At 56.1% G+C, this 22,142-nt stretch carries 19 protein-coding genes and 2 tRNA genes; 12 read left to right on the forward strand and 9 right to left on the reverse strand.

Annotated elements, in window-relative coordinates; translation table 11 throughout:
- Positions 1 to 3: 3 nt before the first annotated feature.
- The 12 genes from secG to ACT3T7_RS06600 all read left to right on the forward strand — a co-directional run bounded on the left by secG (position 4) and on the right by ACT3T7_RS06600 (position 11,055).
- Positions 4 to 363, forward strand: coding sequence for a preprotein translocase subunit SecG (secG, locus tag ACT3T7_RS06545; RefSeq protein ID WP_172117596.1), 360 nt, complete (start codon positions 4 to 6; stop codon positions 361 to 363).
- Between the two features lie 34 nt (positions 364 to 397).
- A tRNA-Leu gene (locus tag ACT3T7_RS06550) sits at positions 398 to 484 on the forward strand.
- Positions 485 to 623: 139 nt separating this feature from the next.
- Positions 624 to 700 (forward strand) — tRNA-Met (locus ACT3T7_RS06555).
- A 307-nt stretch (positions 701 to 1,007) separates the two neighbouring features.
- Entirely contained in the window at positions 1,008 to 1,469 is a 462-nt protein-coding gene (rimP, locus tag ACT3T7_RS06560) for a ribosome maturation factor RimP (protein ID WP_172117595.1), read from the forward strand.
- A 72-nt stretch (positions 1,470 to 1,541) separates the two neighbouring features.
- Positions 1,542 to 3,056, forward strand: coding sequence for a transcription termination factor NusA (nusA, locus tag ACT3T7_RS06565; protein WP_444630414.1), 1,515 nt, complete (start codon positions 1,542 to 1,544; stop codon positions 3,054 to 3,056).
- Positions 3,057 to 3,083: 27 nt separating this feature from the next.
- Positions 3,084 to 5,615 carry a translation initiation factor IF-2 gene (gene infB, locus ACT3T7_RS06570; RefSeq protein ID WP_172117593.1) on the forward strand — a complete coding sequence of 844 codons (2,532 nt, stop codon included), beginning with the start codon at positions 3,084 to 3,086 and terminating at the stop codon, positions 5,613 to 5,615.
- Positions 5,616 to 5,633: 18 nt separating this feature from the next.
- A complete protein-coding gene (gene rbfA, locus ACT3T7_RS06575; RefSeq protein ID WP_172117592.1) occupies positions 5,634 to 6,044 on the forward strand; it encodes a 30S ribosome-binding factor RbfA in 411 nt (136 codons plus the stop codon).
- Entirely contained in the window at positions 6,044 to 6,964 is a 921-nt protein-coding gene (gene truB / locus ACT3T7_RS06580) for a tRNA pseudouridine(55) synthase TruB (RefSeq protein WP_444630415.1), read from the forward strand. Before rbfA ends, truB begins: the two co-directional genes overlap by 1 nt.
- A gap of 8 nt (positions 6,965 to 6,972) precedes the next feature.
- Positions 6,973 to 7,113: a hypothetical protein gene (locus ACT3T7_RS06585; RefSeq protein ID WP_172117590.1), complete on the forward strand. Its 141-nt coding sequence runs from the start codon at positions 6,973 to 6,975 to the stop codon at positions 7,111 to 7,113.
- Between the two features lie 31 nt (positions 7,114 to 7,144).
- The gene (gene rpsO, locus ACT3T7_RS06590) at positions 7,145 to 7,414 is read left to right on the forward strand and encodes a 30S ribosomal protein S15 (protein ID WP_018917553.1); all 270 of its coding nucleotides are present in this window, start codon (positions 7,145 to 7,147) and stop codon (positions 7,412 to 7,414) included.
- A gap of 182 nt (positions 7,415 to 7,596) precedes the next feature.
- Positions 7,597 to 9,759 (forward strand): polyribonucleotide nucleotidyltransferase, encoded by a 2,163-nt coding sequence (gene pnp, locus ACT3T7_RS06595; RefSeq protein WP_444630416.1) that lies wholly within the window; start codon positions 7,597 to 7,599, stop codon positions 9,757 to 9,759.
- A gap of 126 nt (positions 9,760 to 9,885) precedes the next feature.
- A complete protein-coding gene (locus ACT3T7_RS06600; protein ID WP_444630417.1) occupies positions 9,886 to 11,055 on the forward strand; it encodes an MFS transporter in 1,170 nt (389 codons plus the stop codon).
- A gap of 100 nt (positions 11,056 to 11,155) precedes the next feature.
- Here ACT3T7_RS06600 and ACT3T7_RS06605 read toward each other — a convergent pair whose 3' ends face one another.
- From ACT3T7_RS06605 to ACT3T7_RS06645, 9 genes are all read right to left on the reverse strand, one after another.
- Complete coding sequence (locus ACT3T7_RS06605) at positions 11,156 to 12,334, reverse strand: acetyl-CoA C-acetyltransferase (protein ID WP_193053253.1); 1,179 nt, start codon at positions 12,332 to 12,334, stop codon at positions 11,156 to 11,158.
- A 280-nt stretch (positions 12,335 to 12,614) separates the two neighbouring features.
- Positions 12,615 to 12,995, reverse strand: a complete 381-nt coding sequence (gene panD, locus ACT3T7_RS06610; protein ID WP_087108680.1) for an aspartate 1-decarboxylase — start codon at positions 12,993 to 12,995, stop codon at positions 12,615 to 12,617.
- Between the two features lie 49 nt (positions 12,996 to 13,044).
- Entirely contained in the window at positions 13,045 to 13,893 is an 849-nt protein-coding gene (gene panC / locus ACT3T7_RS06615) for a pantoate--beta-alanine ligase (protein WP_444630418.1), read from the reverse strand.
- Positions 13,894 to 13,930: 37 nt separating this feature from the next.
- The gene (gene panB, locus ACT3T7_RS06620; RefSeq protein ID WP_444630419.1) at positions 13,931 to 14,722 is read right to left on the reverse strand and encodes a 3-methyl-2-oxobutanoate hydroxymethyltransferase; all 792 of its coding nucleotides are present in this window, start codon (positions 14,720 to 14,722) and stop codon (positions 13,931 to 13,933) included.
- A gap of 210 nt (positions 14,723 to 14,932) precedes the next feature.
- Positions 14,933 to 15,433 (reverse strand): 2-amino-4-hydroxy-6-hydroxymethyldihydropteridine diphosphokinase, encoded by a 501-nt coding sequence (gene folK, locus ACT3T7_RS06625; RefSeq protein WP_444630420.1) that lies wholly within the window; start codon positions 15,431 to 15,433, stop codon positions 14,933 to 14,935.
- A 7-nt stretch (positions 15,434 to 15,440) separates the two neighbouring features.
- Positions 15,441 to 16,826, reverse strand: a complete 1,386-nt coding sequence (gene pcnB, locus ACT3T7_RS06630) for a polynucleotide adenylyltransferase PcnB (RefSeq protein WP_444630421.1) — start codon at positions 16,824 to 16,826, stop codon at positions 15,441 to 15,443.
- 840 nt (positions 16,827 to 17,666) lie between these two features.
- Positions 17,667 to 19,049, reverse strand: a complete 1,383-nt coding sequence (locus ACT3T7_RS06635) for a sigma-54-dependent transcriptional regulator (protein ID WP_444630422.1) — start codon at positions 19,047 to 19,049, stop codon at positions 17,667 to 17,669.
- Positions 19,027 to 21,969, reverse strand: a complete 2,943-nt coding sequence (locus ACT3T7_RS06640) for an ATP-binding protein (protein ID WP_444630424.1) — start codon at positions 21,967 to 21,969, stop codon at positions 19,027 to 19,029. The genes ACT3T7_RS06635 and ACT3T7_RS06640 overlap by 23 nt, the downstream gene beginning before the upstream one ends.
- On the reverse strand, positions 21,959 to 22,135 hold the full coding sequence (locus ACT3T7_RS06645; protein WP_172117580.1) for a hypothetical protein: 177 nt from the start codon (positions 22,133 to 22,135) through the stop codon (positions 21,959 to 21,961). The genes ACT3T7_RS06640 and ACT3T7_RS06645 overlap by 11 nt, the downstream gene beginning before the upstream one ends.
- Between the last annotated feature and the right edge of the window lie 7 nt (positions 22,136 to 22,142).

Below are 22,142 nucleotides of genomic sequence, written 5' to 3' on the forward strand. Positions count from 1 at the left end.
GCCATGCAAGTTGCAATTCTTATGGTCCACGTGGTGATTGCGGTCGCCCTGGTTGTATTGATCCTGCTTCAGCAGGGTAAAGGTGCCGAAGCGGGTGCCGCGTTTGGAGGCGGTGCCTCGCAAACGGTATTTGGCTCGCGCGGTAGCGGTAGCTTTTTATCGCGTACCACCGCAGTTCTGGCAGCAGGTTTTTTCGTAACTTCTATGGCGCTGGCGTACTTTGCAACGCAAGCAGGCCAGGCGCCGGAAGCGGGTATTCCTGATTCACGCCTGATCGAGCAACAGCAAAGCGTTCCAACGCTTGACGATAGCCCTGCAAGTGTGGATAATACCGCGCCAGTGCTAGAGGAAAGCAGCGAGTAAATGCTTGATGTCGCTTTCTTTAGCCTCCCCTGATGCCGAAGTGGTGGAATTGGTAGACACGCTATCTTGAGGGGGTAGTGACCGTATGGTCGTGCGGGTTCAAGTCCCGCCTTCGGCACCATCTGTTTTGCTGGCTCGCCAGCTTCCCAGACTCTTTATCAATGTCATCTTTTGATAAAGAAACCCAGGTTTAGCGCCTGAGACGAAAAGAGTTCTTGACGTAAGTGGTTCAAGTGTCTATTATCGTCGACCTAGATTGATGCGGGGTGGAGCAGTCTGGTAGCTCGTCGGGCTCATAACCCGAAGGTCATCGGTTCAAATCCGGTCCCCGCTACCATTTCCTGGTAGCACGTTAGATAGGCGAGTAGCCTGACAGATCATGGTAATGAGATGTCGATAAGGGTTAATTGCCAAGTAGGTAAATCCTGCGCTGTGTTTCCTGGTTGGTATTACAGGTTTCTTATGAAAAGCCCCTTCCTGTGAAGGGGCTTTTTGTTAGCAAGCTTTTTGTTAACAAGCGTGTCTCAAGAGCGGATATCGTCCGAGTTGCCGGAGACACATTCCGGGTAACGCCAATCAGCCTCCTGGCTTCTCTAATAACTCCTGGCCAGGTGCCTGATGCAACGGCTATAGGAGCTTTGTCTGTGGCCACTAAACACGCAGCGCTACATGCGCTAATTGAACCTGTCGTCGCCGCCATGGGCTTTGAACTATGGGGTATCGATCATGTTTCCCAAGGCAAGCATTCGCGGTTGGTGGTTTACATCGAAAGCGAAAGCGGTGTCAGTGTGGAAAATTGCGCTGATATTAGTCGCCAAGTCAGTGCTGTGATGGACGTGGAAGACCCCATTCCCGGTGAGTACCGGCTGGAAGTCTCTTCGCCCGGTATGGCACGCCCTTTATATACCCTGGATCAATTTACCCGCTATCAAGGCCACCATGTCGCACTTAAGCTGCGCGTGGCGTTTGATGGACGGCGCAAATACCAGGGGCTCTTGGCAGGTGTCGAGGGTGATGAAGTACTGCTACAACTGGATGGCGAGGAGTTCTGCTTTCCGATTGAAAGCATTGATTCAGCGCACATCGTACCGCAGTTCGACGATTAACCGGGTGGCGGCGCTGCCGGCAGGCTGCCGGGGTGATGCACAAAAGGACAGGTTTTCTGGCGAGGCAAACGCATGAGTAAAGAAATTTTAATGGTCGTTGACGCGATCTCCAACGAAAAAGGCGTCCCCCGGGATGTCATCTTCGAGGCGGTAGAAGCGGCTCTTGCGAGCGCGTCACGCAAGCGTTTTGAAAATGAAGAAGCCAATGTGCGGGTACGTATCGACCGCCGTACAGGGGAATACGACACCTTCCGCTATTGGACAGTGGTTGAAGATGACGAATTCGAAACGCCAGATTACGAAATCAAAGAAACCATCGCCGAGCAGCGCGACCCGCCTTTGAAACTTGGCGACGTTGTCGAACAGCAGATCGAAAACGCGATGTTTGGACGCATTGCCGCCCAAACCGCCAAGCAGGTCATCGTACAAAAAGTGCGTGAAGCTGAGCGCGCTGAAGTGGTTCGCCAATATGCGGACCGTGAAGGCGAGCTGGTGGCCGGTATTGTCAAAAAGACCACTCGCGACGGCCTGATTATCGATTTGGGCGAGAATGCTGAAGCCTTCTTGCCGCGCAATGAGATGATCCACGGCGAGCGTTACCGCATGAACGAGCGGGTTCGCGCACTGCTGGTTAAAGTTGACCCGGATGCACGGGGTGCCCAGCTGCAGCTGTCGCGTACCAACCCGGCGTTGATTATCGAGCTGTTTAAAATTGAAGTACCTGAAATCGCTGAACAGCTGATTGAGATTAAAGGGGCTGCGCGCGACCCTGGCTCACGTGCCAAAATTGCCGTTAAGACCAATGATCGCCGCATCGACCCGGTAGGGGCGTGTGTGGGGATGCGTGGTTCACGCGTTCAGGCTGTTTCGTCTGAGCTGCAAAATGAGCGTGTCGATATCGTGCTGTGGGACGACAATCCCGCCCAGCTGGTCATTAATGCCATGGCGCCCGCTGATGTTGGGTCTATCCTTGTCGACGAGGACGCCCACGCAATGGACGTGGCGGTTGCTCAGGATAACCTGGCACAGGCAATTGGGCGTAGTGGTCAAAACGTACGCTTGGCGTCAGAGCTTACCGGCTGGCGTATCAACGTGATGACCGAAGAAGAAGCTGACTCCAAGCGCGAGCAGGAGATTGATAGCCTGGTGGGCACGTTCGTTCAGCACCTTGAAGTGGACGAAGACGTGGCCCGCCTGCTGGTAGAAGAAGGGTTTACTACCCTGGAAGAAGTTGCCTACGTGCCGCTTGAAGAAATGCTCGAGATCGAAGAGTTCGATGAAGATCTGGTTGAAGAGCTGCGTGCACGTGCGAAAGACGAGCTGCTGACGATGGCGATTGCCTCGGAAGAAGCGCTAGACGGTGCCCAGCCAGCAACTGATCTGCTGGAAATGGACGGCATGGAGCGCCATCTGGCCTTCATTCTGGCTAGCCGTGGCATTGTCACTATGGAAGATCTCGCCGAGCAGTCTGTCGACGATCTGGTCGATATCGAGGAGTTGGACGAAGCGCGCGCAGCGGCACTGATCATGACTGCCCGTGCGCCCTGGTTTGAAGACGATAACGCATCGGATTCGAACACACAGTAAACAGGTCACGGGCTGAGGAGGGTCACTATGTCAGATATGACAGTTAAAGATTTTGCAGTAAAGGTGGGCCGTGATGTGCCCCGCCTACTAGAACAGATGAAAGAAGCTGGCTTGAAGCACGCCTCTGAAGGCGATGCCGTGTCTGAAGAAGACAAGCAGAAACTGCTGACCTTTCTGAAGAAAAGCCATGGCGGCGACAGCGACACTGATACAAGCAAAAATCGTATCACGCTGACCCGTAAAACGCGCAGCCGTATTAAAACCGGCGAACGCGGTAAAACGATTGAAGTGCAAGTACGTAAGAAAAAAACGTACGTTAAAAGCGCCGAAGAGGATAAGCCGAAAGTCGCTGAGCCCAAGCATTCAGGTCCACGCCAGCTAGTGGGCGATATGGCCGAAGCCGAAGCCGAGCGTAAAGCGCGCGAAGCACGTGAAGCTGCCGAGAAAGCAGCCGCCGCTAAAGCCAAGGCAGCGGAAGACGCCGCGCGTAAAGAAGCCGAAGCGAAAGCAGCGGCTGAGCCTAAACTTGAAGTGCCCGAACTTCAGATCGAAGCTGCGCCAGCGACAGAGGAAATGCCGCCAGCACCGCCGAAAGAGGGCCGTACCGACCGTCGTACTGCACCGCCCAAGAAAGCTGTCGCGAAGAAAAAAGGTCGTGATGACGAAGATGACCGTGGTGATCGCGAAGAGCGTAAGCGCGGCGGCGGGGCGAAGAAAGTAAAACGTGCCGAGCGTCGTGGCGGCCGCCGTGGCCCAAGTCAGAGCGGCAATGGCAAGCACGGCTTCCAAAAGCCGACTCAGCCGATCGTACGTGAAGTATCGATCCCTGAGTCAATCAGCGTGGCTGAGCTTGCCGACAAAATGTCGATCAAGGCCAACGAAGTCATCAAAGCCATGTTTAACATGGGCGCGGCCGTGACCATCAACCAAACGATTGACCAGGATACAGCGGCCATCGTAGTGGAAGAGATGGGCCACAAGGTCAAGCTGGTGAAAGATGATGCGCTGGAAACGGAAATGCTTGAAGGCATCTCCTATGAAGGCGAAGAGATCACCCGCTCTCCCGTCGTGACCGTTATGGGCCACGTTGACCACGGTAAGACCTCACTGCTGGACTACATTCGCCGTGCCAAAGTGGCCACCGGTGAAGCGGGTGGTATCACCCAGCATATCGGTGCTTACCACGTTGAAGACAGCCATGGTGGCGTGACCTTCCTGGATACCCCTGGCCACGCGGCGTTTACCGCCATGCGTGCTCGTGGTGCCAAGGCAACCGACGTGGTTATCCTGGTGGTCGCTGCTGACGACGGCGTGATGCCCCAGACCATTGAGGCGATCGAGCACTCCAAAGCGGCTGAAGTACCCATGGTCGTTGCGGTGAACAAGGTCGATAAGATTGGTGTTGATTTTGACCGCATTCGTAACGAACTCTCGCAGCACGGCGTGATTTCCGAAGAGTGGGGCGGTGATACGCAGTTTGTACACGTTTCCGCCAAGACCGGTGACGGTATTGAAGAGCTGCTGGAAGCGATTCAGCTGGTTTCTGAAGTACTTGAGCTGAAAGCAGTGCCGTCGGCACCTGCTAAAGGCGTTGTCGTTGAGTCGCGTCTTGATCGAGGTCGTGGCCCGGTTGCCACCGTACTGGTTCAAAACGGTACGCTGCAGAAAGGCGACATCGTTCTGGCTGGCCTGCACTACGGCCGTGTACGTGCGCTGACCAACGAACTTGGCCTGCAGGTTGAGAGCGTTGGCCCGGCCATGCCCGTTGAGATTCAGGGCCTAGACGGTACGCCGGATGCGGGTGATGACTTCATGGTCGTGGCCGATGAGAAGAAAGCCCGCGAAGTGGCTAACTTCCGTCAAGGCAAGTACCGCGAAGTACGTCTGGCGCGTCAGCAGAAAGCCAAGCTTGAGAACATGTTTAGCCAGATGGGTCAGGATGAAGTGGCCAAGGTTAATATCGTTCTTAAAGCCGACGTACAAGGCTCTCTGGAGGCGATTAAAGGTGCTCTGGAAGAGCTCTCCACTGATGAAGTACAAGTGGCCGTGGTCTCTTCAGGTGTTGGTGGTATCACCGGTACTGACGCCAACCTGGCGCTTGCCTCTGAGGCAATCGTGGTCGGCTTCAACGTCCGTGCCGACGCCGCTGCCCGCGAGATTATCGAGCGTGAAGGCCTGGATCTGCGTTACTACAGCGTCATCTACCACTTGATCGATGAGGTCAAGCAGGCGATGAGCGGTATGCTCGCCCCCGACTGGAAAGAAGAGATCGTCGGTGTTGCCGAAGTGCGCGATGTGTTCCGTGCGCCGAAGATCGGTGCAGTGGCGGGTTGTATGGTCGTCGAAGGTTCCGTGTCCCGCAGCAAACGCATCCGCGTACTGCGTGACAACGTGGTCATCTACGAAGGCGAGCTCGAATCGCTGCGCCGCTTCAAGGACGACGTACAAGAAGTGCGTAACGGTATGGAGTGTGGCATCGGCGTGAAGAACTACAACGATGTCCAGGTCGGCGACAAGATCGAAGTCTTCGATCAAGTCAGAGTCGAGCGCAGCCTGTAAGGCCGCGAGGAGACAACCATGCGCGAATTTAAGCGTACCGACCGAGTAGCCGACCAGCTCCAAAAGGAGCTGGCGGTACTTATTCAACGCGAAGTGAAAGACCCGCGTTTGGGCATGATCACGGTGAGCGGCGTAACCGTTAGCCGTGATCTTGGCTACGCCGATATCCATGTCACCCTGTTGGGTGAGCAGGAGCCTGAGCGTATCAAGGAGAACCTGCAGGTGCTTAAGCGTGCCGCCGGTTTTCTAAGAAGCCAGATTGCCAAACGCATTCAGCTGCGCCATGTCCCTGAACTGCGTTTTCATTACGATGAGAGCGTGGTGCGTGGGCAGCACCTCTCTTCCCTGATTGAAGAGGCCGTGTCGACTGACCGGGCCCGTCAAGTAGATGAAGAGGGTGATTCTGATCAAGGTGAGGAGACGCGCTAATGGCCCGTCGCCGTCGCGGTTTACCGGTCAATGGGGTATTGCTGCTGGATAAGCCCAAGGGCATTTCCAGCAACCATGCCTTGCAGCGTGTGCGTCGTTTGTTCGAGGCTCAAAAAGCCGGGCATACCGGCACGCTGGACCCCATGGCAACCGGCTTATTGCCGATTTGCCTGGGCGAGGCCACCAAGTTCTCCGCGCACCTGCTGGAAGCCGACAAGATGTATCGCACCCGCGTTGAGCTGGGTGTGATCACCGACACCGGTGATGCAGAAGGCACGGTGATTGAGCGCCGCGATGTGCCGTCGTTAACAGCGGGTGACGTTGAAGCCGCGATTGCGCGCTTTCGCGGTGAGATCGATCAGGTGCCGCCGATGTATTCGGCGCTCAAGCATCAGGGCAAAAAACTCTATGAGCTGGCCCGTGAGGGTAAGCAGGTAGAGCGTGCAGCGCGGCGGGTAAGCGTGTATGATGCGCGCCTGCTTGCGTTTGACGGCGAAGCCTTCGAGCTTGAAGTCACCTGCAGCAAGGGGACTTACATCCGTACGCTGGCCGAAGATATCGGTTTGGCGCTGGGGTGTGGTGCTCACATCAGTCAGCTCCGCAGGCTCAAAACCGGGCCTTTTACGGGTGACGCGATGTGGACCCTCGAAGCGCTTGAAGCATTGGCGGATCAGACCTCGCGTGAGGCTGAATTAATGCCCGCTGATGTGCTGGTGGATCATCTGCCGACGCTTGAGGTGGACGAAACGGCTTACGGGCGCTTAGCCCACGGTCAATCGGCCAACTTGAGTATTGGTACGCTGGCTCCCGATGCGTTGGCAAGGCTTTATTATGCTGAGACGTTTATCGGCCTCGGTGTTGTAAAAGGTGCTCAGGAAGTAGCACCCAAGCGGCTGTTAAGTACCGTCGCTATCTCGTAAGAGTCCGGGTGAAACGTTGCAAGGATGTGACGATTTACGCGAAAATAGCACTTGAAATAGTACTGGAAACGGTACTTGAAATAGTGCTGGAAACAGTACGTCGAAAAGAGTCGCCTGAGACTGCAAATATGCGTGGTCTCACCCATTAAATTTTAGGCATATTGCTTACTGGAGAGACAGATGGCATTAACCGCTGAAACGAAAGCCGAAATCGTCAACGAATACGGCCGCGGCGATAACGATACCGGTTCCCCTGAAGTACAGGTTGCACTGCTGAGCGCCAACATCAATGGCCTGCAGGACCACTTCAAAACCAACAAGCAGGATCACCACTCGCGTCGTGGTCTGATCCGCATGGTAAACCAGCGTCGTAAACTGCTGGACTACCTGAAGCGTAAAGATTTCGAACGCTATCAGTCTCTGATCCAGCGTTTAGGTCTGCGTCGCTAAGCTATTGTTGGCGAAGATTGAGAAACGGGCAGCTCCTTGTGAGCTGCCCGTTTTTTTATGCGTGTCGCCCACAGGCCGTGGCTTGCCCCGGTGATTTTGGGTTTCTGGTAGCCGTATGGCGCTACAGCGCCTAGAATGGTGGCGAGTCAAAACGACCCAAACGAATAGACAAGTAGATATTAATGTTAAAGGAAGTCGCCGTGAATCCGGTAAAAAAAACGTTTCAGTACGGTCGTAGCACCGTCACGCTAGAAACCGGGCGTATCGCTCGTCAAGCCACGGGGGCCGTTATGGTCACCATGGAAGATACCGTTGTGCTGTGTACCGTGGTGGCGCGCAAAGAAGCCAACCCCAGCCAACCCTTTTTCCCGCTCTCGGTTCATTACCAGGAAAAAACCTACGCAGTAGGTAAAATTCCCGGCGGCTTCTTTAAGCGCGAAGGACGTCCGACCGAGAAAGAAACTTTAACCTCGCGTCTGATCGATCGTCCGATCCGTCCGCTTTTCCCCAAAGGCTTTATGAACGAAGTGCAGGTTATCTGTACCGTTCTTTCCACCGATCGTAATCACGACCCGGATATTGCCGCGATGCTGGGTACCTCCGCTGCACTGAGCATTTCTGGCGTGCCGTTCAACGGCCCGATCGGTGCTGCGCGCGTTGGTTTCAACGAAGAGCAGGGGTATTTCCTTAACCCGACCGTTGAAGAGCTTGCGACTTCCGAGCTGGACATGGTCGTTGCCGGTACTGAAAACGCCGTGCTGATGGTCGAGTCCGAAGCCAAAGAGCTTCTGGAAGACGAGATGCTGGGCGCCGTACTGTTTGGCCACCAGGAAATGCAGGTCGCGGTTAGCGCGATTAACGAGCTGGTTGCCGAGGCCGGCAAACCGCGTTGGGACTGGCAGCCAGCCCCTGAGAACGTAGCGCTGAAAACCGCCATTGCGGATGCGTTTGAAGCGCAGGTGGGCGATGCCTATCGCATCACCGATAAGATGCAGCGCCAGGATGCCCTGGCAGCCCTGAAAGATCAGGCGGTTGAACAACTGGCAGCCGTTGACGGTGAGCCGGTTAACGACAAGTTCAGCAAAGACGAAGTAAAAGGTGCCTTTGCTGGTCTTGAGAAACGCGTTGTACGTTCACGTGTTGTAAAAGGTGAGCCGCGCATTGATGGCCGTGACAACTTCACCGTGCGCCCGCTGGCGATCGAAGTGGGCGCGCTGCCCAAGACTCACGGTTCGGCGGTGTTCACTCGTGGTGAGACCCAAGCGATTGCAGTGGCAACGCTGGGCACCCTGCGTGACTCTCAGCTGATCGAGTCGCTGGAAGGCGAGCGTAAAGACCGCTTTATGCTGCACTACAACTTCCCTCCCTACTCGGTCGGTGAAGCGGGCTTTATGGGTGGCCCGAAACGTCGTGAAATCGGCCATGGCCGTCTGGCACGCCGTGGTGTTCAGGCCATGCTGCCGTCTGAAGAAGCCTTCCCCTACACTATTCGTGTGGTATCGGAAATTACTGAATCCAACGGCTCAAGCTCGATGGCTTCGGTATGTGGCTCCTCACTTGCGCTGATGGATGCGGGTGTTCCGTTGAAAGCACCGGTGGCGGGTATCGCCATGGGCCTGGTGAAAGACGAAGATGGCTACGCGGTACTGACCGATATCCTGGGTGATGAAGATCACCTTGGCGATATGGACTTTAAAGTGGCCGGTTCAGAAGAGGGTGTTACTGCCCTGCAGATGGACATCAAGATCGAAGGCATCAACGAAGAGATCATGGAGACTGCGCTTCAGCAAGCCCACAAAGCGCGCCTGGGTATTCTTGAGCAGATGAATGTAGTCATCAGCCAGAGCCGTACCGACGTCTCCGATAATGCGCCTTCCATGGCCACCATCAAGATCGACCCGGACAAGATCCGTGACGTTATTGGTAAAGGCGGCGCCACCATTCGCAAAATTTGCGAAGATACTGGCGCGTCTATCGACCTCGATGACGACGGCACCGTGCGCATCTACGCTGAAGACAAGGCTGCGGCGAAAAAAGCCATCGATACCGTATTGGCGATTACGGCAGAAGCGGAAATTGGCAAGCTGTATAACGGCAAGGTCGTACGTATTGCTGACTTCGGTGCCTTTGTGAACATCATGCCGGGTACCGATGGTCTTGTGCATATTTCGCAAATCGTGGCTGAGCGCGTTAACAACGTGCGCGATTTCCTGAACGAAGGCGACGACGTGATTGTGAAGGTGCTCGACATCGATAACCGCAACCGCGTGAAGCTCTCGATGAAAGAGATCACCGAAGAAGAGAAAGCAGCGTTTGCCGCTGAAAGTGAGAACACCGCGGACTAAGTCGCCGTAAGGTTGTCTCTTCCGCCCCCGTAGCCCCTGGTTGCGGGGGCGGAGTCGTTTGGTTGAAAGAAAGTGTGATTAAAAGAGCGTTTGGTTGGGTGGACGTTTAGTTAGAAGGAAGTAGGCATGGAGAAGGAACAGGCACCGCGTTGGTGGGCGGTGGTCGCCGTGATGATCGGCATTTTTCTATTGGTAACCGCTGAACAGCTGCCTATCGGGTTGTTGTCTCAGGTGGCTTCATCCATGGATGTAACGCCCGGTGTCGCTGGCTTGATGGTAACGGTACCGGGCGTGGTCGCCGCTTTTTCGGCGCCGCTACTGCCCGTGGCGGTAGGCCGGTTGGATCGGCGCATTATGCTCACGCTACTCATGGTCGTCATGGTGATTGGTAGCGTGCTTTCAGCGCTGGCCAGTAGCTTTATCCTATTGCTGGCCGCCCGCGTGCTGGTGGGTGTCAGTATCGGCGGTTATTGGGCCGTGGCCGGGAGTATTGCTCCGCGCTTGGTGCCCAGCGATAAAGTGCCCAAGGCCATGATGATTATTTTTGGCGGCGTAGCCGCTGCATCGGTGCTTGGCGTGCCACTGGGTACCTTACTGGGTGATCTAAGCAACTGGCGAATCGCGTTTGGGGCTTTGGGCGGTTTTAGCCTGTTAACCGCACTGGCATTGTGGTGCTGGCTGCCGCCACTTCCACCCAGGGAGCCAGTCCGTCTCAAAGTGCTGGCCCAGCAGTTCACTAGCCGTGGCGTTCGGGTCGCGGTTCTGGTCACGGGCTTTGTAGTTGTCGGACACTTTGCAGCGTACACTTTCATTAGCCCTATCCTTCAGGAGATAAGCGGTGTAGCTCAGCGCCATGTGGGCAGCTTGCTGCTACTGTATGGGGCGGCAGGAATTCTGGGCAATATCGCCGCAGGCATGTTCGCTGGGCGCCATCCTTACCGAGCGGTGCTGGCGATCCCAAGCTTGCTGCTATTGGTGGTGGCGTCTTTCCCGCTGCTCGGGGTCGAGCCTGTCAGCGGCGTGCTGCTACTCATGGTGTGGGGCGCGGCCTTTGGCAGCGTGTCGGTGAGCATACAGACGTGGATTTTACGCACCGCACCCAATACCGAAGCCGCGACCGCCTTGATGGCCTTTGTATTCAACCTCTCCATTGGGCTGGGCGCGATGGTCGGTGGCCGGGTTGTTGATGCTACTAGCCTGCCTATTACCATGTGGGCCGCATCGGGCCTATTCTTGCTGGGCGCGCTGTTGGTATGGCGAACACCCGCCACCATTGTGGGTGAAAAGCACCGCTAAGCGCCCCATGAGTGCTAGATACCAGATGCGAAGCCTTGATGCATAAAAATGCCCCTGTCAGTGACAGGGGCATTTACATTTTAAGCGTTAATCGCTGAGATCAGGGGCGCTCAATCGCCAGTGCCACCCCTTGGCCGCCGCCGATACACAGCGTTGCCAGGCCTTTCTTGGCATCCCGGGCAATCATCTCATGAAGGAGCGATACCAGTACGCGACAGCCAGAAGCGCCAATCGGGTGGCCCAGGGCAATCGCGCCACCGTTGACGTTGACCTTGGATATATCCCATCCCAGCTCTTTCTGAACAGAAAGGGCCTGTGCCGCAAAAGCCTCGTTGGCTTCCGCCAGGTCCAGGTCCTCCAGGCTCCAGCCGGCTTTTTCCAGGCAGCGACGGGTAGCGGGCACGGGGCCAATACCCATAATGGCAGGGTCTACGCCCGCATTGGCATAAGCGGCAATACGTGCCAGCGGCTCAAGACCTAACGCCTTGGCTTTTTCTGCCGAGCAGATCATCACAACGGCCGCGCCATCGTTCAATGAGGAGGCGTTACCTGCGGTAACGGTGCCATCCTTTTTGAACGCTGGGCGCATGCCCGCCAGCTTTTCAGCGGTAATTTCGCGCGGGTTCTCGTCGGTATCAAACACAACGGGATCGCCTTTGCGCTGGGGGATCTGCACCGGCACGATTTGGCTTTTAAATTTGCCCTCTTTAATGGCGTTGGCAGCGTTCTGTTGCGACTGAGCGGCAAACGCGTCCATTTCCTCGCGGGTAATGCCGTATTTTTCAGCCAGGTTTTCGGCGGTGATGCCCATATGATAGTCGTTGAACGCATCCCAAAGACCGTCATGCACCATGGTATCAATGGCTTTCCAATCGCCCATGCGCTGACCAGTGCGCGAATGGGGCAATACATGGGGAGACGCCGACATGTTTTCCTGCCCACCCGCCAGAATCAGCTCAGCGTCGCCACAGCGAATCGCTTGTGTTGCAAGATGCACGGCTTTTAGGCCTGAGCCACATACCTTGTTGATTGTCATGGCCGGTACAGAGGCCGGCAGGCCCGCTTTAATTGCCGCCTGACGAGCAGGGTTTTGCCCTACGCCCGCCGTCAGTACTTGGCCGAGGAGTACTTCGTCCACCTGGTCGGGGGAAACGCCGGTTGATTCAAGGATATCCTTAATCACTAACGCGCCAAGCTCGCTTGCAGGAATGCCTGCCAGTGAACCGCCAAAGGAACCGACCGCAGTGCGGCGAGCCGCAACAATGACCACTTCTTGCATGAGATGACTCCTAACGTGAGTAAGGTAGACCGCCTGTTTTGCTATTTTGTTTGTACGGGCCTGTTTTTACGGACCTGTTTTACTGTCTGTTCTTGCTATCTGTTCTTGCTATCTGCTCTTACTGCCTGATGTACTGAGCATAACCTACGCTATCTGTTTTTTTATGTCAGGCTTGCTACTCAGCATAGGGGAAAGTTGTGCGTTGCGGCAATGCGCTTTTTTAAAGGCAAATAAAAACGGACCCTGAAGGTCCGCTCGGTAGATGACTAGAAGGCGTAGCCTACGCCAGCTGCACCGGGATAGCGTTGCTGGTATGGCTAACCTCGTTACCTTCTTGTAGGTAGACCAGAGCTGGCTGGTGCTGTTCAAGCTCGGCTTCCGAATAGTGGGCGTAGCTACAAATAATAATCCGGTGACCGGGGGCAGCTAAATGCGCTGCCGCGCCGTTAATCGAGATCAAACGAGAGCCTTCTTCGCCACGGATCGCGTAGGTGGTAAAACGTTCACCGTTTTCAACGTTATAGATCTGGATTTGTTCGTTTTCACGAATACCGGCCATATCCAGCAGGTCGCCATCAATGGCGCAAGACCCTTCGTAGTTAAGCACTGCATGGGTAACGCGTGCCATATGGAGCTTGGCTTTGAGCATAATTGTTTGCATAACAACTCCTGGTTGCGAAGCCTGCGGCTTGGCGATAAAGCGTAATGGATCAAGCGGGCAGCTGCACGCTGAGATTATCAATCAAGCGAGCGGGACCTAGCCGGGTGGCGGCCAGTAATACCGCGTCACGAGTGGTGGTGCTGACAGGCGTTAACTCGGGCGTACGAAGCTCAAGGTAATCGGGCGTAAAGCCCGCCTCGGTAAGCGACTTTAAACCGTACCTTAAGGCGGTTTCCAGTGACTCACCCTGTTCCAAGGCGTCGCGCAATTCACATAGTGTGTGGTAAAGCGTAGGGGCTATAGCGCGTTCGGCATCGCTCAAGTAGCCGTTACGCGATGAAAGTGCCAGCCCATCGTCATCGCGCACAATCGGCACGCCAATAATGTCAATCGGCATATGCAGGTCCTGCACACACTTGCGAATAACGGCAAGCTGCTGGTAGTCCTTCTCACCAAAGCAGGCAACGTCAGGCTGTACCAGGTTAAACAGCAGCGTGACAACGGTAGACACGCCGTCAAAGTGCCCGGGCCGTGAGCCACCGCACAGGCCCTCACCCACGTCAGGCACGTGAACGCACGTTTGCGAGGTTAGCCCACTGGGATAAAGCGTGCTTACCGAGGGTGAAAAGAGCACGTCGCATCCGGCTGCCCTAAGCTTTGCCTGGTCATCGGTGAAGGTGCGCGGGTAGCCGTCCAGGTCTTCGTTAGGCCCAAACTGCATGGGGTTCACAAACAGGCTGGCAACAACAACATCTGCGTGCTCACGCGCCTTGGCAACCAGCGCTAAATGCCCGGCATGAAGATTGCCCATGGTCGGCACGAGCGCGATTCGCTGGCCGTGCGTTCGGTAGTCGCGCAGCAGGCTGCGCAGGTCGTTGATCTCTCGCAATGTACGCATAGTCATGTGTCGTAAGGTTACGTCGCAAACGGGCAGGTTAGAAGCAGTGCTCGGGAGCAGGGAAGGCGCGCGTTTTGACCGCCTCGTGGAAGTCCTGAAAGGCGCCCTGAATATTGCCAGCATCTGCCATGAAGTTTTTCACAAACCGCGGCGGGCGGCCATGGGTGACGCCGAGTACATCATGCATGACCAGAATTTGACCATCGGTATCGGGGCCTGCACCAATTCCGATGACCGGTACATCAAGTGCGTTGGTAATGGCCTTGCCCAGGCTTGCCGGTACGCACTCCAGTAATATAACCGAAGCGCCCGCCTCAACCAGCACCCTGGCATCCTGCAGGATACGCTCTGCCTGGGCGGTGTCTCGTCCTTGTACCTTGTAGCCACCTAGCTGATAAACCGCTTGTGGCGTTAAGCCCAAGTGGGCGCATACGGGCACACCGCGGCGTGTTAGCTCACGGATCCCCTCGGCCATCCAGGCTTCGCCTTCTACCTTGACCAGTTCCGCACCGGCACGCATGAGGGCTGCGCCGTCTTCCAGCATGCGCTGCGTAGAGGCGTTACTCATAAACGGCAGGTCAACCATCAACAGACTATGGCCTTTGCCGCGTGCGGCACAGCGGGTGTGGTAGCAAATATCGTCGACTGTCACGGGGAGCGTGCTGGTATGCCCCTGGAGCACCATGCCGAGCGAGTCACCCACCAAAAGCACGTCGATACCGGCGTGGCTCGCCGCTTGGGCAAAGGAGGCATCGTAAGCGGTTAAGCAACTAAACGTTTCGCCAGCGCGCTTGTAGGCCTGTAGCGTGCTTAGAGTCACGGGTTTCATGGCATGCTCTCACTCGTCGTGGCCGCTGCGGCATGGGCAGCCAGCCGTTGTTAATATCACGCTGTTGCGATGTTCTTAAAAACGGTTTTTGAAAACAGTTCTTAAAAAATGGGCCCTGAAAGACAAACCAGAACGTTGGTGTGTGGGCTGGAAAACGATTGTTACCCGGTCCAGTGTTGTGTGTCGAGGCTAGGGTAGCAAGATAACCGCTTAGGCTGGGCCATCTTCGACTAAACGCTGAATGCCTGGTTCGGGGATTTGATTTAGCCATTCGCTTACCGGCTGTTGGCGAAGCGTCAGCGTTGCATCCAGTTCCGCCAGGGGAGCGAGCACAAAGGCGCGCTCGTGCATACGCGGATGGGGAACGTTTAAGCGCGGGCAGGCAATTGTCTGCTGGTCAAAAAGCAGTAAATCCAGATCCAGCGTGCGTGGGCCCCAGTGGCGTAGCCGCTGGCGCCGGTGCTGTTGTTCCAGCGCCTGTAGTTGGTCAAGCAGCGCCAGCGGTGAAAGGCGCGTTGTCAGGGCGACTACTGCGTTGACAAAATCCGGCTGGTCCTGGGGGCCAACCGGGCGGCTCGCGTAAAGTGAGGAGGTGGCCGTCAACTGGCTCAAGGGCAGCAGGGCAAGTGCCGAAATCGCCTGACGCACCTGCCTGATAGGATCATCAAGATTACTACCCAAGCCAATATACGTAAGCGATGTCGGGCTCATACGTTGCTCACTTTTCCGATTTGCGCGTGGGTTTACGGCGCCGTTTGCGGCGGCGGTCGCCCTGGCTTGCCGGGTCGCCCCCAATTTTTTGTAGCAAGCGAAGCTGCTCATGCTCATCGCCCTGCTGGAAGGCCGTCCACCAGTCGCCCAAGCCGCGCGGGATTTCGCCCGCCTGCTCACGCAGCAGCAGTAAGTCGTAAGCGGCGCGAAACCGTGGGTGCTCGCGGGTTTGGAACGCACGCTTGCCGCGTCGTAACGGCAGACGTGCCTGTAGCTCCCAAATATCGCGCATGGGCATGCCAAAGCGTTTAGGGATAGAGGTATGTTCCAACTGACGCGACACCACCTCCTGCGATGCCGTTTGCAGTGCCGGTATCGCGGGCATGCCTTCACTTTCAAGCTCGGCCTGGCGATTGGCAACCGGGGCCCATAAGAAGGCGGCCAGCAGGAAGGCAGGCGTCACTGGGCGGCCTTCGGCAATGCGCTTATCGGTATTGGCCAAGGCGAATTCAATGAGCTTTTCCGCCCACGCCGCATCGGCCATCGCCTCTTCCGATTCGGGGAAGAGCATGCCAAACAGGCCATAATGGCTAAGCAGGCGGAAGGTTGCCAACCCATAGCCTGACATAAACATCTTGAGCACTTCATCAAATAGCCGTGCGGGCGGAATTTGCAGCAACAGCGGTGCAAGGTCGTACATCGGTGCTTCGGTGGCCGGCTCAATAGTGAAGTCGAGCTTGGCCGCGAAGCGAACGGCGCGCAGCATACGCACCGGGTCTTCCCGGTAGCGGGTGGCTGGGTCGCCAATCAGGCGCAGCGTGCGCGATTCAATATCACGCGCACCGTTGGCAAAGTCGTGAAGGCTGAAGTCGGCAATGTTGTAATACAGCGCGTTAACGGTGAAGTCACGCCGTAAGGCATCTTCCTCAATGCTGCCCCATACATTATCTCGCAGCAGCAAGCCGGCGTCCGACTGGTGCGCGATATTCTCGCCGTGTTCGTCTTGTGGCTTGCCACGGAACGTAGTGACTTCGATGACCTCGCGCCCAAAGCGGACATGGACAATACGAAAGCGTCGGCCAATCAAACGCGAATTGCGAAACAGGTCACGCACCTGCTCCGGCGTGGCGTTGGTGGCAACGTCAAAGTCCTTGGGCATTTTGCCAAGCAGCGCATCGCGAATACATCCGCCCACGAGGTAGGCGTCGAAGCCTGCACCGCTAAGGCGGTAAAGCACTTTTAGCGCAGCGTCGCTGATATGTTGGCGAGAAACAGGGTGCTCGGACCGAGGGATAATGCGTGGGCTGAGAGCGGTTCCACTCTCTTGGGGATCGAGCAGGGTTTTCAATTGCTCTCCCGGGCTATGTAAGAAACGGGTAAATCCTTTGAACATGCGGCGATATCGACTCGCAGGGTATCGAAAAAGTGACCGTGAAGTAAGCGGTAAGCCGATGAGTGTAGCCGACCCCTTTACGCTTGCAAAGCACCTCGGGCAGGTTTACGAACGCCTTCCCCTTTAAACGCGGAAAGGGGAGGCTAAAAGAGCCTCCCCTATAAAGCATTTAATCAGCGTCCATGCTGCTGTTTTTCTTCATGATGGCACATCGCCCTGAATACGCACCGCAGTCGATAGGCAGTATCCGACCGCCTCGTATTCAAAACAATAATCCAACCGCGAACTTTTCTTCCCCGACGTATTATTGTTGTTTCCGGGGGTGTACACACTCACTGCTATTATTCTTGTTGGGGCGCAGATCATTTGGTGTACGTCGCGTCCATTTTGGGCACTTGCTACCTGTTGTTTTTATTAGCTGCGCTTATTGTGCTTAGCGCCAGCAAGTCATGAGATTGAAGCCTGTTGTTATTATTAGTGCTGTTATCTCCCCTGGCCTTGTTGTTTTTGTTATGGCTCAGGTTGGGGTGGTGTCATGTTGTTTTTGTTAGTGACCCACCGCTTGGCCCAGTTTATTTTTCTTACCCAGTAATATTGCACTCGTCGTGCCACTTGTTTAAATGTTTATTCATTTCATGTGCTTATGATTATTTTTTATTTTGAGGAACTTCGGTGATAGATAAGTGTTACCGTTTTTGGTCCGATTTTTTACGGGCATTGTGTGGGTAGGTAACAATGATTGGGTAACGTAAATCGGTTATTTTTTATTTAAATCAGTATAGTAGACGATGGTCGTAAGCACTTGGTGTGAGGCCCTGGCGGGCCGGCCAGTCAGCGGCGTCAGTTGGGACGCCGAGCAGTTTTTTTACGTGGGATGCCAAGCCGTTGGCGTCGTTCCCACAGGTTTTTACGACTAATGCCCAGTTTTTGAGCCAGCTCGGTTTCGCTCATCAGGTCTTGATGCTCAAGCACAAAGTGCTGGAAATAGTCTTCCAAAGAGAGATCATCCTCATCCTCCGCTGGCGTACTCTCGTCGCTGGAGGAAGCCGCTGAACTCGTCTGTGAATGGGCGCGAGGCGGTGCAGGTGCCAGTCCGAGATCATCCGGGTGAATCAGATGGCCTTCGGCTAAAATCACGCCTCGCTCCAGGGCGTTTTCAAGCTCACGAACGTTACCTGGCCACGGGTAATCACGCAGGTCCTGGCGGGCGGCCCTTGAAAGCCGTAGGCCGGGGCGTTCGTGACGCGTGCACGCTTTATCCAGCAAGATATCGGCAATCTGGAGCACGTCGTCTTCGCGTTCGCGCAGCGGGGGGAGCTCGATCTGCATCACGTTTAAGCGGTAGTAAAGGTCCAGGCGAAATTCACCACTTTTGGATAATGCACGCAGGTCGCGGTGGGTCGCGGCAATCAGGCGGACATTAACGTGGCGGGTTTCCACAGAACCAATCTTGCGGATTTCTCCCTCCTGTAACACACGCAGCAGGCGTGCCTGGGCATCAAGGGGCAGTTCACCAATCTCATCAAGAAACAGCGTGCCCTGGTCGGCGGCCTCCACCAGGCCGGTGCGTGATGCGCTGGCGCCGGTAAACGCGCCTTTCTCATGGCCGAACAGTTCAGACTCAATCAGCGTTTCGGGAATAGCGGCACAGTTAACGCTGATTAGCGGGGCGTTGGCGCGCTTGCTTTGTTGGTGGATAGCCCGCGCAACCAGCTCTTTACCGGTACCTGATTCTCCTAAAATCAGCACGGTCACATCGGCCGGGGCGGTTTTGCGGATACGCGTATAGACCTGCTGCATGGCCGCGCACTCGCCAATCATCATCTGCTGGCTGCCACCATCATCAGTAATCGCAGGGGGCTCGCCATGCTGCATCGACTGCTGATGCAATATACGCTCAACGGTCTCCAGCATTTCAGTATGGTCAAACGGCTTGGCGATATAATCGACGGCACCTTGTTTTAAGGCATCTACCGCTGAGCGCATGCTGGCATAGCTGGTCATGATCAGCACCGGTGCGGGAGCAGCAGCGCCAATCAACGTGGTGCCAGGCTCGCCCGGCAGACGCAGGTCACTGATGATGAGGTCGAACTCAGGAAGCGTTAGTTGGTTGGCCTCTTCAACGCTGCCTGCTTCGCTGACGGTGTAGTCATGACGCTCAAGCAGGCGCTTTAGCGCACTGCGAATAATCGCTTCATCTTCAACAATCAGAATCCTGGGCATAGGGTCGCTGGCCATCCTGTTGGTAAAGCGGCAGCCAAAGCGTAATGGCCGTGCCGCGAGGCTCGTTGGGCGGCGGCGAGGCCACGTCTATTCTGCCTTGGTGCTCGTTGATAATTTGATACGCAAGCGACAGCCCAAGTCCTGTGCCTTCGCCTGCAGGTTTGGTCGTGGTGAATGGCTCAAACAAGTGGTCACGCACGCGAGGATCAATTCCCTGGCCGTTATCAGTCACTCGCCACCAGGCACTGCCTGCCTGCTGCCCTGCGGTAATCACCACCTGGCCGCCGGGCATGCAAGCGTCCCTGGCGTTGCTAAGCAGGTTGACCATCACCTGGGTTAAACGCTGAGCATCCCCGCGTACCACAAGACCATCAGGGCATGCATTGGTCAGCGTTACATCCTCACCCGAGCGCGCCAGGTGGATCAAGTTTAATGCGTCTTCGCTCAGCGTGTTAAGCGCCGCAGGAGACGCGGGCGGAGGGCCCGCCTGGCGCCCGCCATGCGCAAAGCCGACCAGCGAGTTCACAATGGTCGTTACGCGCCGGGTTAGCTGCTGGATCTGATCCGCAGTCTCCAGCAGAGCGGGGTCGTTGGTATCGTAGCGTAAATTTTGCGCCAGTGACGAAATCCCGGTAATCGGGTTGCCAATCTCGTGGGCAACGCCGGCTGCCAACTGGCCAATAGAAGCCAGGCGGGCAGCATGGACCAACTCATCTTCCAGCCACTTCATCTCGGTGTGGTCTTCGACCAACACCACGCTGCCGCCTCGGCTGTCGTGGCCGCTAAGCTCGGCTTTATGCAGGGTAAGAAAGTAATCCTTGCCGTGCAGCGACACCGCCTGCTTATAAAGCGGTGTGTGGGAGGCCAGCAAGACGTTGCCCAATAGCTCAGGCCACGGCGCAGGTAAATTATCGCAGCGCGCGCCAATCACGCTTTCGCCGCTGATGCCAGAAAGCTGGGAAAGTGCCTCGTTCCACATCAAAAGCTCTTTGTCATCGCCAAATACGCACAGGCCAACAGGAAGATAAGCCAGCGTTTGGCGGTGATGGCGGCGCAGTCCGTCAAGCTCTCGGGCAAGCCCGGTCAGGCGTGAACGGTAGGCTTCCAAGCGGCTCTCCACAAAGTGGATATCGTCTGTTACCGGGGCGTCGTCATGGCGGTAGGGCAGGTAGCGGTCGACAATATCACGTGCGACCGAAGGCCCCATTAAGCCTGACAGGTTGGCCTGAATACGGTCACGCAGGCGGCGCAGTGCGTAAGGGCGGCGTTCTTGTGGCGTGAACTTGAGCGCTTTTAATGCTCTGGATACTTCTCGCTGGGCGGCTTCATCGCCGATCGCTTGCGCCAGATGAGTAGAAAAGTCAGCAGCGGTGGCTGCCTCCAGCGGTAGCCGCTTGGAGCGGATAACGGCATCGACGGAGCACGCCTCGGCGGCTGATTTTTCGCCCTCTGAAATACGTGTAAACAGCGAAATAACCATCAAGAGAACAATGTTGGTCGCCAGTGATACCAGCGTTACCGTGTACCAGGGGGGCGCACTGTCGCTCATCAGGTGAGTAAAGGGCAGTGCGGGGGTCGGGAACGTGAAGATAAGCGGTAGCCAAAGCCCCCAAAGCCATAGGATGACACCTGCGATAAGGCCAACAACCATGCCTTTGCGGTTTGCGCCTGGCCAGTAAAGCAGTGCCAGCATGCCGGGCAAGCACTGCGCCATACCCACAAAAGAGGCCATGCCCAGGCTCACGAGGTCGTGATGGCGCCCAACCCCCTCATAAAATAGCCAGCCGCTAACAATCACGCCGACCACCAAGGCTCGGCGTAGCCAGAGTAGCCAGCCATAAAGGTCACTACGCGCTTCGGGCGGCCTGGCCACCAGCACAATATGGTTGAGCACCATGCCGGATAGCGCCAGGGCGATCATGATCATCGTACCGGTGACCGCAGCTAGCCCGGCCAGAAAAGCCAGCGCTTTAACCCACCAGTGTTCGCTGATCATATACACCGCGTAGGCAGTGATCGGAAGCTCGTTATTGACCGATTGAGCGGCCCACCAGATAAGCGGTATCGGCAAGGCCATCAATAACAGGTAAAGCGGTAATGTCCAGCTGGCCTGAAGCAGGGTGTGGCGTGACAGGTTTTCGGCAAAGGTAATATGAAATAGATGGGGCATCATGAACGCGGCTGCAAAAAACAGCAGTAACAGCGTGCGCCATTGAGCGTCATCCAACTGATAGGTTGCCTGCTGGGCTTGTAGGCCTGGCCCCTCAAGCCAGCGTTGTAAATCATTGGGTCCATCAAACACAAGCCATAAGGCCACCGCTCCCAGGCACAGCATGGCGAGTAGTTTGATCAGAGACTCAAGCGCCAACATGCTGATTAGCGGGTCCTGGCGCGTATGGCTATGTCGGGCTCCGAACATCACGGCGAGTACCGCAATCAGCCCACAAAATAGCAGGGCGACCGCGGAACTATAGGCACTGCCGGTGAGCCATTGAATAGCGCTGCTCAAGGTTTGAACTTGAATGCCTAACAGTGGCAGCACGGCCAAAAGACTGATTAACGTGACCAGTGAGCCTGCCCAGCGCGAACGAAACCGGAACGCAAACAGATCCGCGAGTGAGGCGAGCTGATACGTGCGGGTAATCCGCTGGATAGGCACTAGCAGGACCGGAGCAAGTAGAAAGGTACCGGCCGCGCCCAGGTAGTAAGCCAGGTAGCCAAACCCTGCCTGGGCCGCAAGTTCAACGCTGCCATAAATTGCCCAGGCGCTGGCATAAACGCCGAGGGCGAGGGTGTAAACGATGGGATGGCGGGTAACGTATGTAGGCAACCAGCCGCGCTCAACGGCGACGCCACAGCTAAACATCAGCCCCAGGAAGCCCAGGCCGAGCAGTAAAACGCCGGTTAACTCAACGCTCATCTAACTTCCTTTTTTGCTCAAGCCATAGCGTGAGCGCAATCAACACGCCCCAGATAGCGAACGGGCGGTACCAGGCCGTGCTCGGATTGCTCCAGCCGTCCATTAATAACGGAGAGAGCAAATAACCGCCAAACACCAAAAACAGCATGATGCGATAGACATACATGGAGAAC

This window comes from Halomonas sp. 111 (genome assembly GCF_052379685.1).
In the GTDB taxonomy this organism is placed as follows: domain Bacteria; phylum Pseudomonadota; class Gammaproteobacteria; order Pseudomonadales; family Halomonadaceae; genus Vreelandella; species Vreelandella citrativorans.

What these genes read in the sequence shown, in the direction of transcription:
- secG (WP_172117596.1), top strand. Translation starts at nt 4, where the DNA reads ATGCAAGTTGCAATTCTTATGGTCCACGTGGTGATTGCGGTCGCCCTG.
- nusA (WP_444630414.1), top strand. Translation starts at nt 1,542, where the DNA reads ATGAGTAAAGAAATTTTAATGGTCGTTGACGCGATCTCCAACGAAAAA.
- infB (WP_172117593.1), top strand. Translation starts at nt 3,084, where the DNA reads ATGTCAGATATGACAGTTAAAGATTTTGCAGTAAAGGTGGGCCGTGAT.
- rbfA (WP_172117592.1), top strand. Translation starts at nt 5,634, where the DNA reads ATGCGCGAATTTAAGCGTACCGACCGAGTAGCCGACCAGCTCCAAAAG.
- truB (WP_444630415.1), top strand. Translation starts at nt 6,044, where the DNA reads ATGGCCCGTCGCCGTCGCGGTTTACCGGTCAATGGGGTATTGCTGCTG.
- rpsO (WP_018917553.1), top strand. Translation starts at nt 7,145, where the DNA reads ATGGCATTAACCGCTGAAACGAAAGCCGAAATCGTCAACGAATACGGC.
- pnp (WP_444630416.1), top strand. Translation starts at nt 7,597, where the DNA reads ATGTTAAAGGAAGTCGCCGTGAATCCGGTAAAAAAAACGTTTCAGTAC.
- ACT3T7_RS06600 (WP_444630417.1), top strand. Translation starts at nt 9,886, where the DNA reads ATGGAGAAGGAACAGGCACCGCGTTGGTGGGCGGTGGTCGCCGTGATG.
- ACT3T7_RS06605 (WP_193053253.1), bottom strand. Translation starts at nt 12,334, where the DNA reads ATGCAAGAAGTGGTCATTGTTGCGGCTCGCCGCACTGCGGTCGGTTCC.
- panD (WP_087108680.1), bottom strand. Translation starts at nt 12,995, where the DNA reads ATGCAAACAATTATGCTCAAAGCCAAGCTCCATATGGCACGCGTTACC.
- panC (WP_444630418.1), bottom strand. Translation starts at nt 13,893, where the DNA reads ATGCGTACATTGCGAGAGATCAACGACCTGCGCAGCCTGCTGCGCGAC.
- panB (WP_444630419.1), bottom strand. Translation starts at nt 14,722, where the DNA reads ATGAAACCCGTGACTCTAAGCACGCTACAGGCCTACAAGCGCGCTGGC.
- folK (WP_444630420.1), bottom strand. Translation starts at nt 15,433, where the DNA reads ATGAGCCCGACATCGCTTACGTATATTGGCTTGGGTAGTAATCTTGAT.
- pcnB (WP_444630421.1), bottom strand. Translation starts at nt 16,826, where the DNA reads ATGTTCAAAGGATTTACCCGTTTCTTACATAGCCCGGGAGAGCAATTG.
- ACT3T7_RS06635 (WP_444630422.1), bottom strand. Translation starts at nt 19,049, where the DNA reads ATGCCCAGGATTCTGATTGTTGAAGATGAAGCGATTATTCGCAGTGCG.
- ACT3T7_RS06640 (WP_444630424.1), bottom strand. Translation starts at nt 21,969, where the DNA reads ATGAGCGTTGAGTTAACCGGCGTTTTACTGCTCGGCCTGGGCTTCCTG.
- ACT3T7_RS06645 (WP_172117580.1), bottom strand. Translation starts at nt 22,135, where the DNA reads ATGTATGTCTATCGCATCATGCTGTTTTTGGTGTTTGGCGGTTATTTG.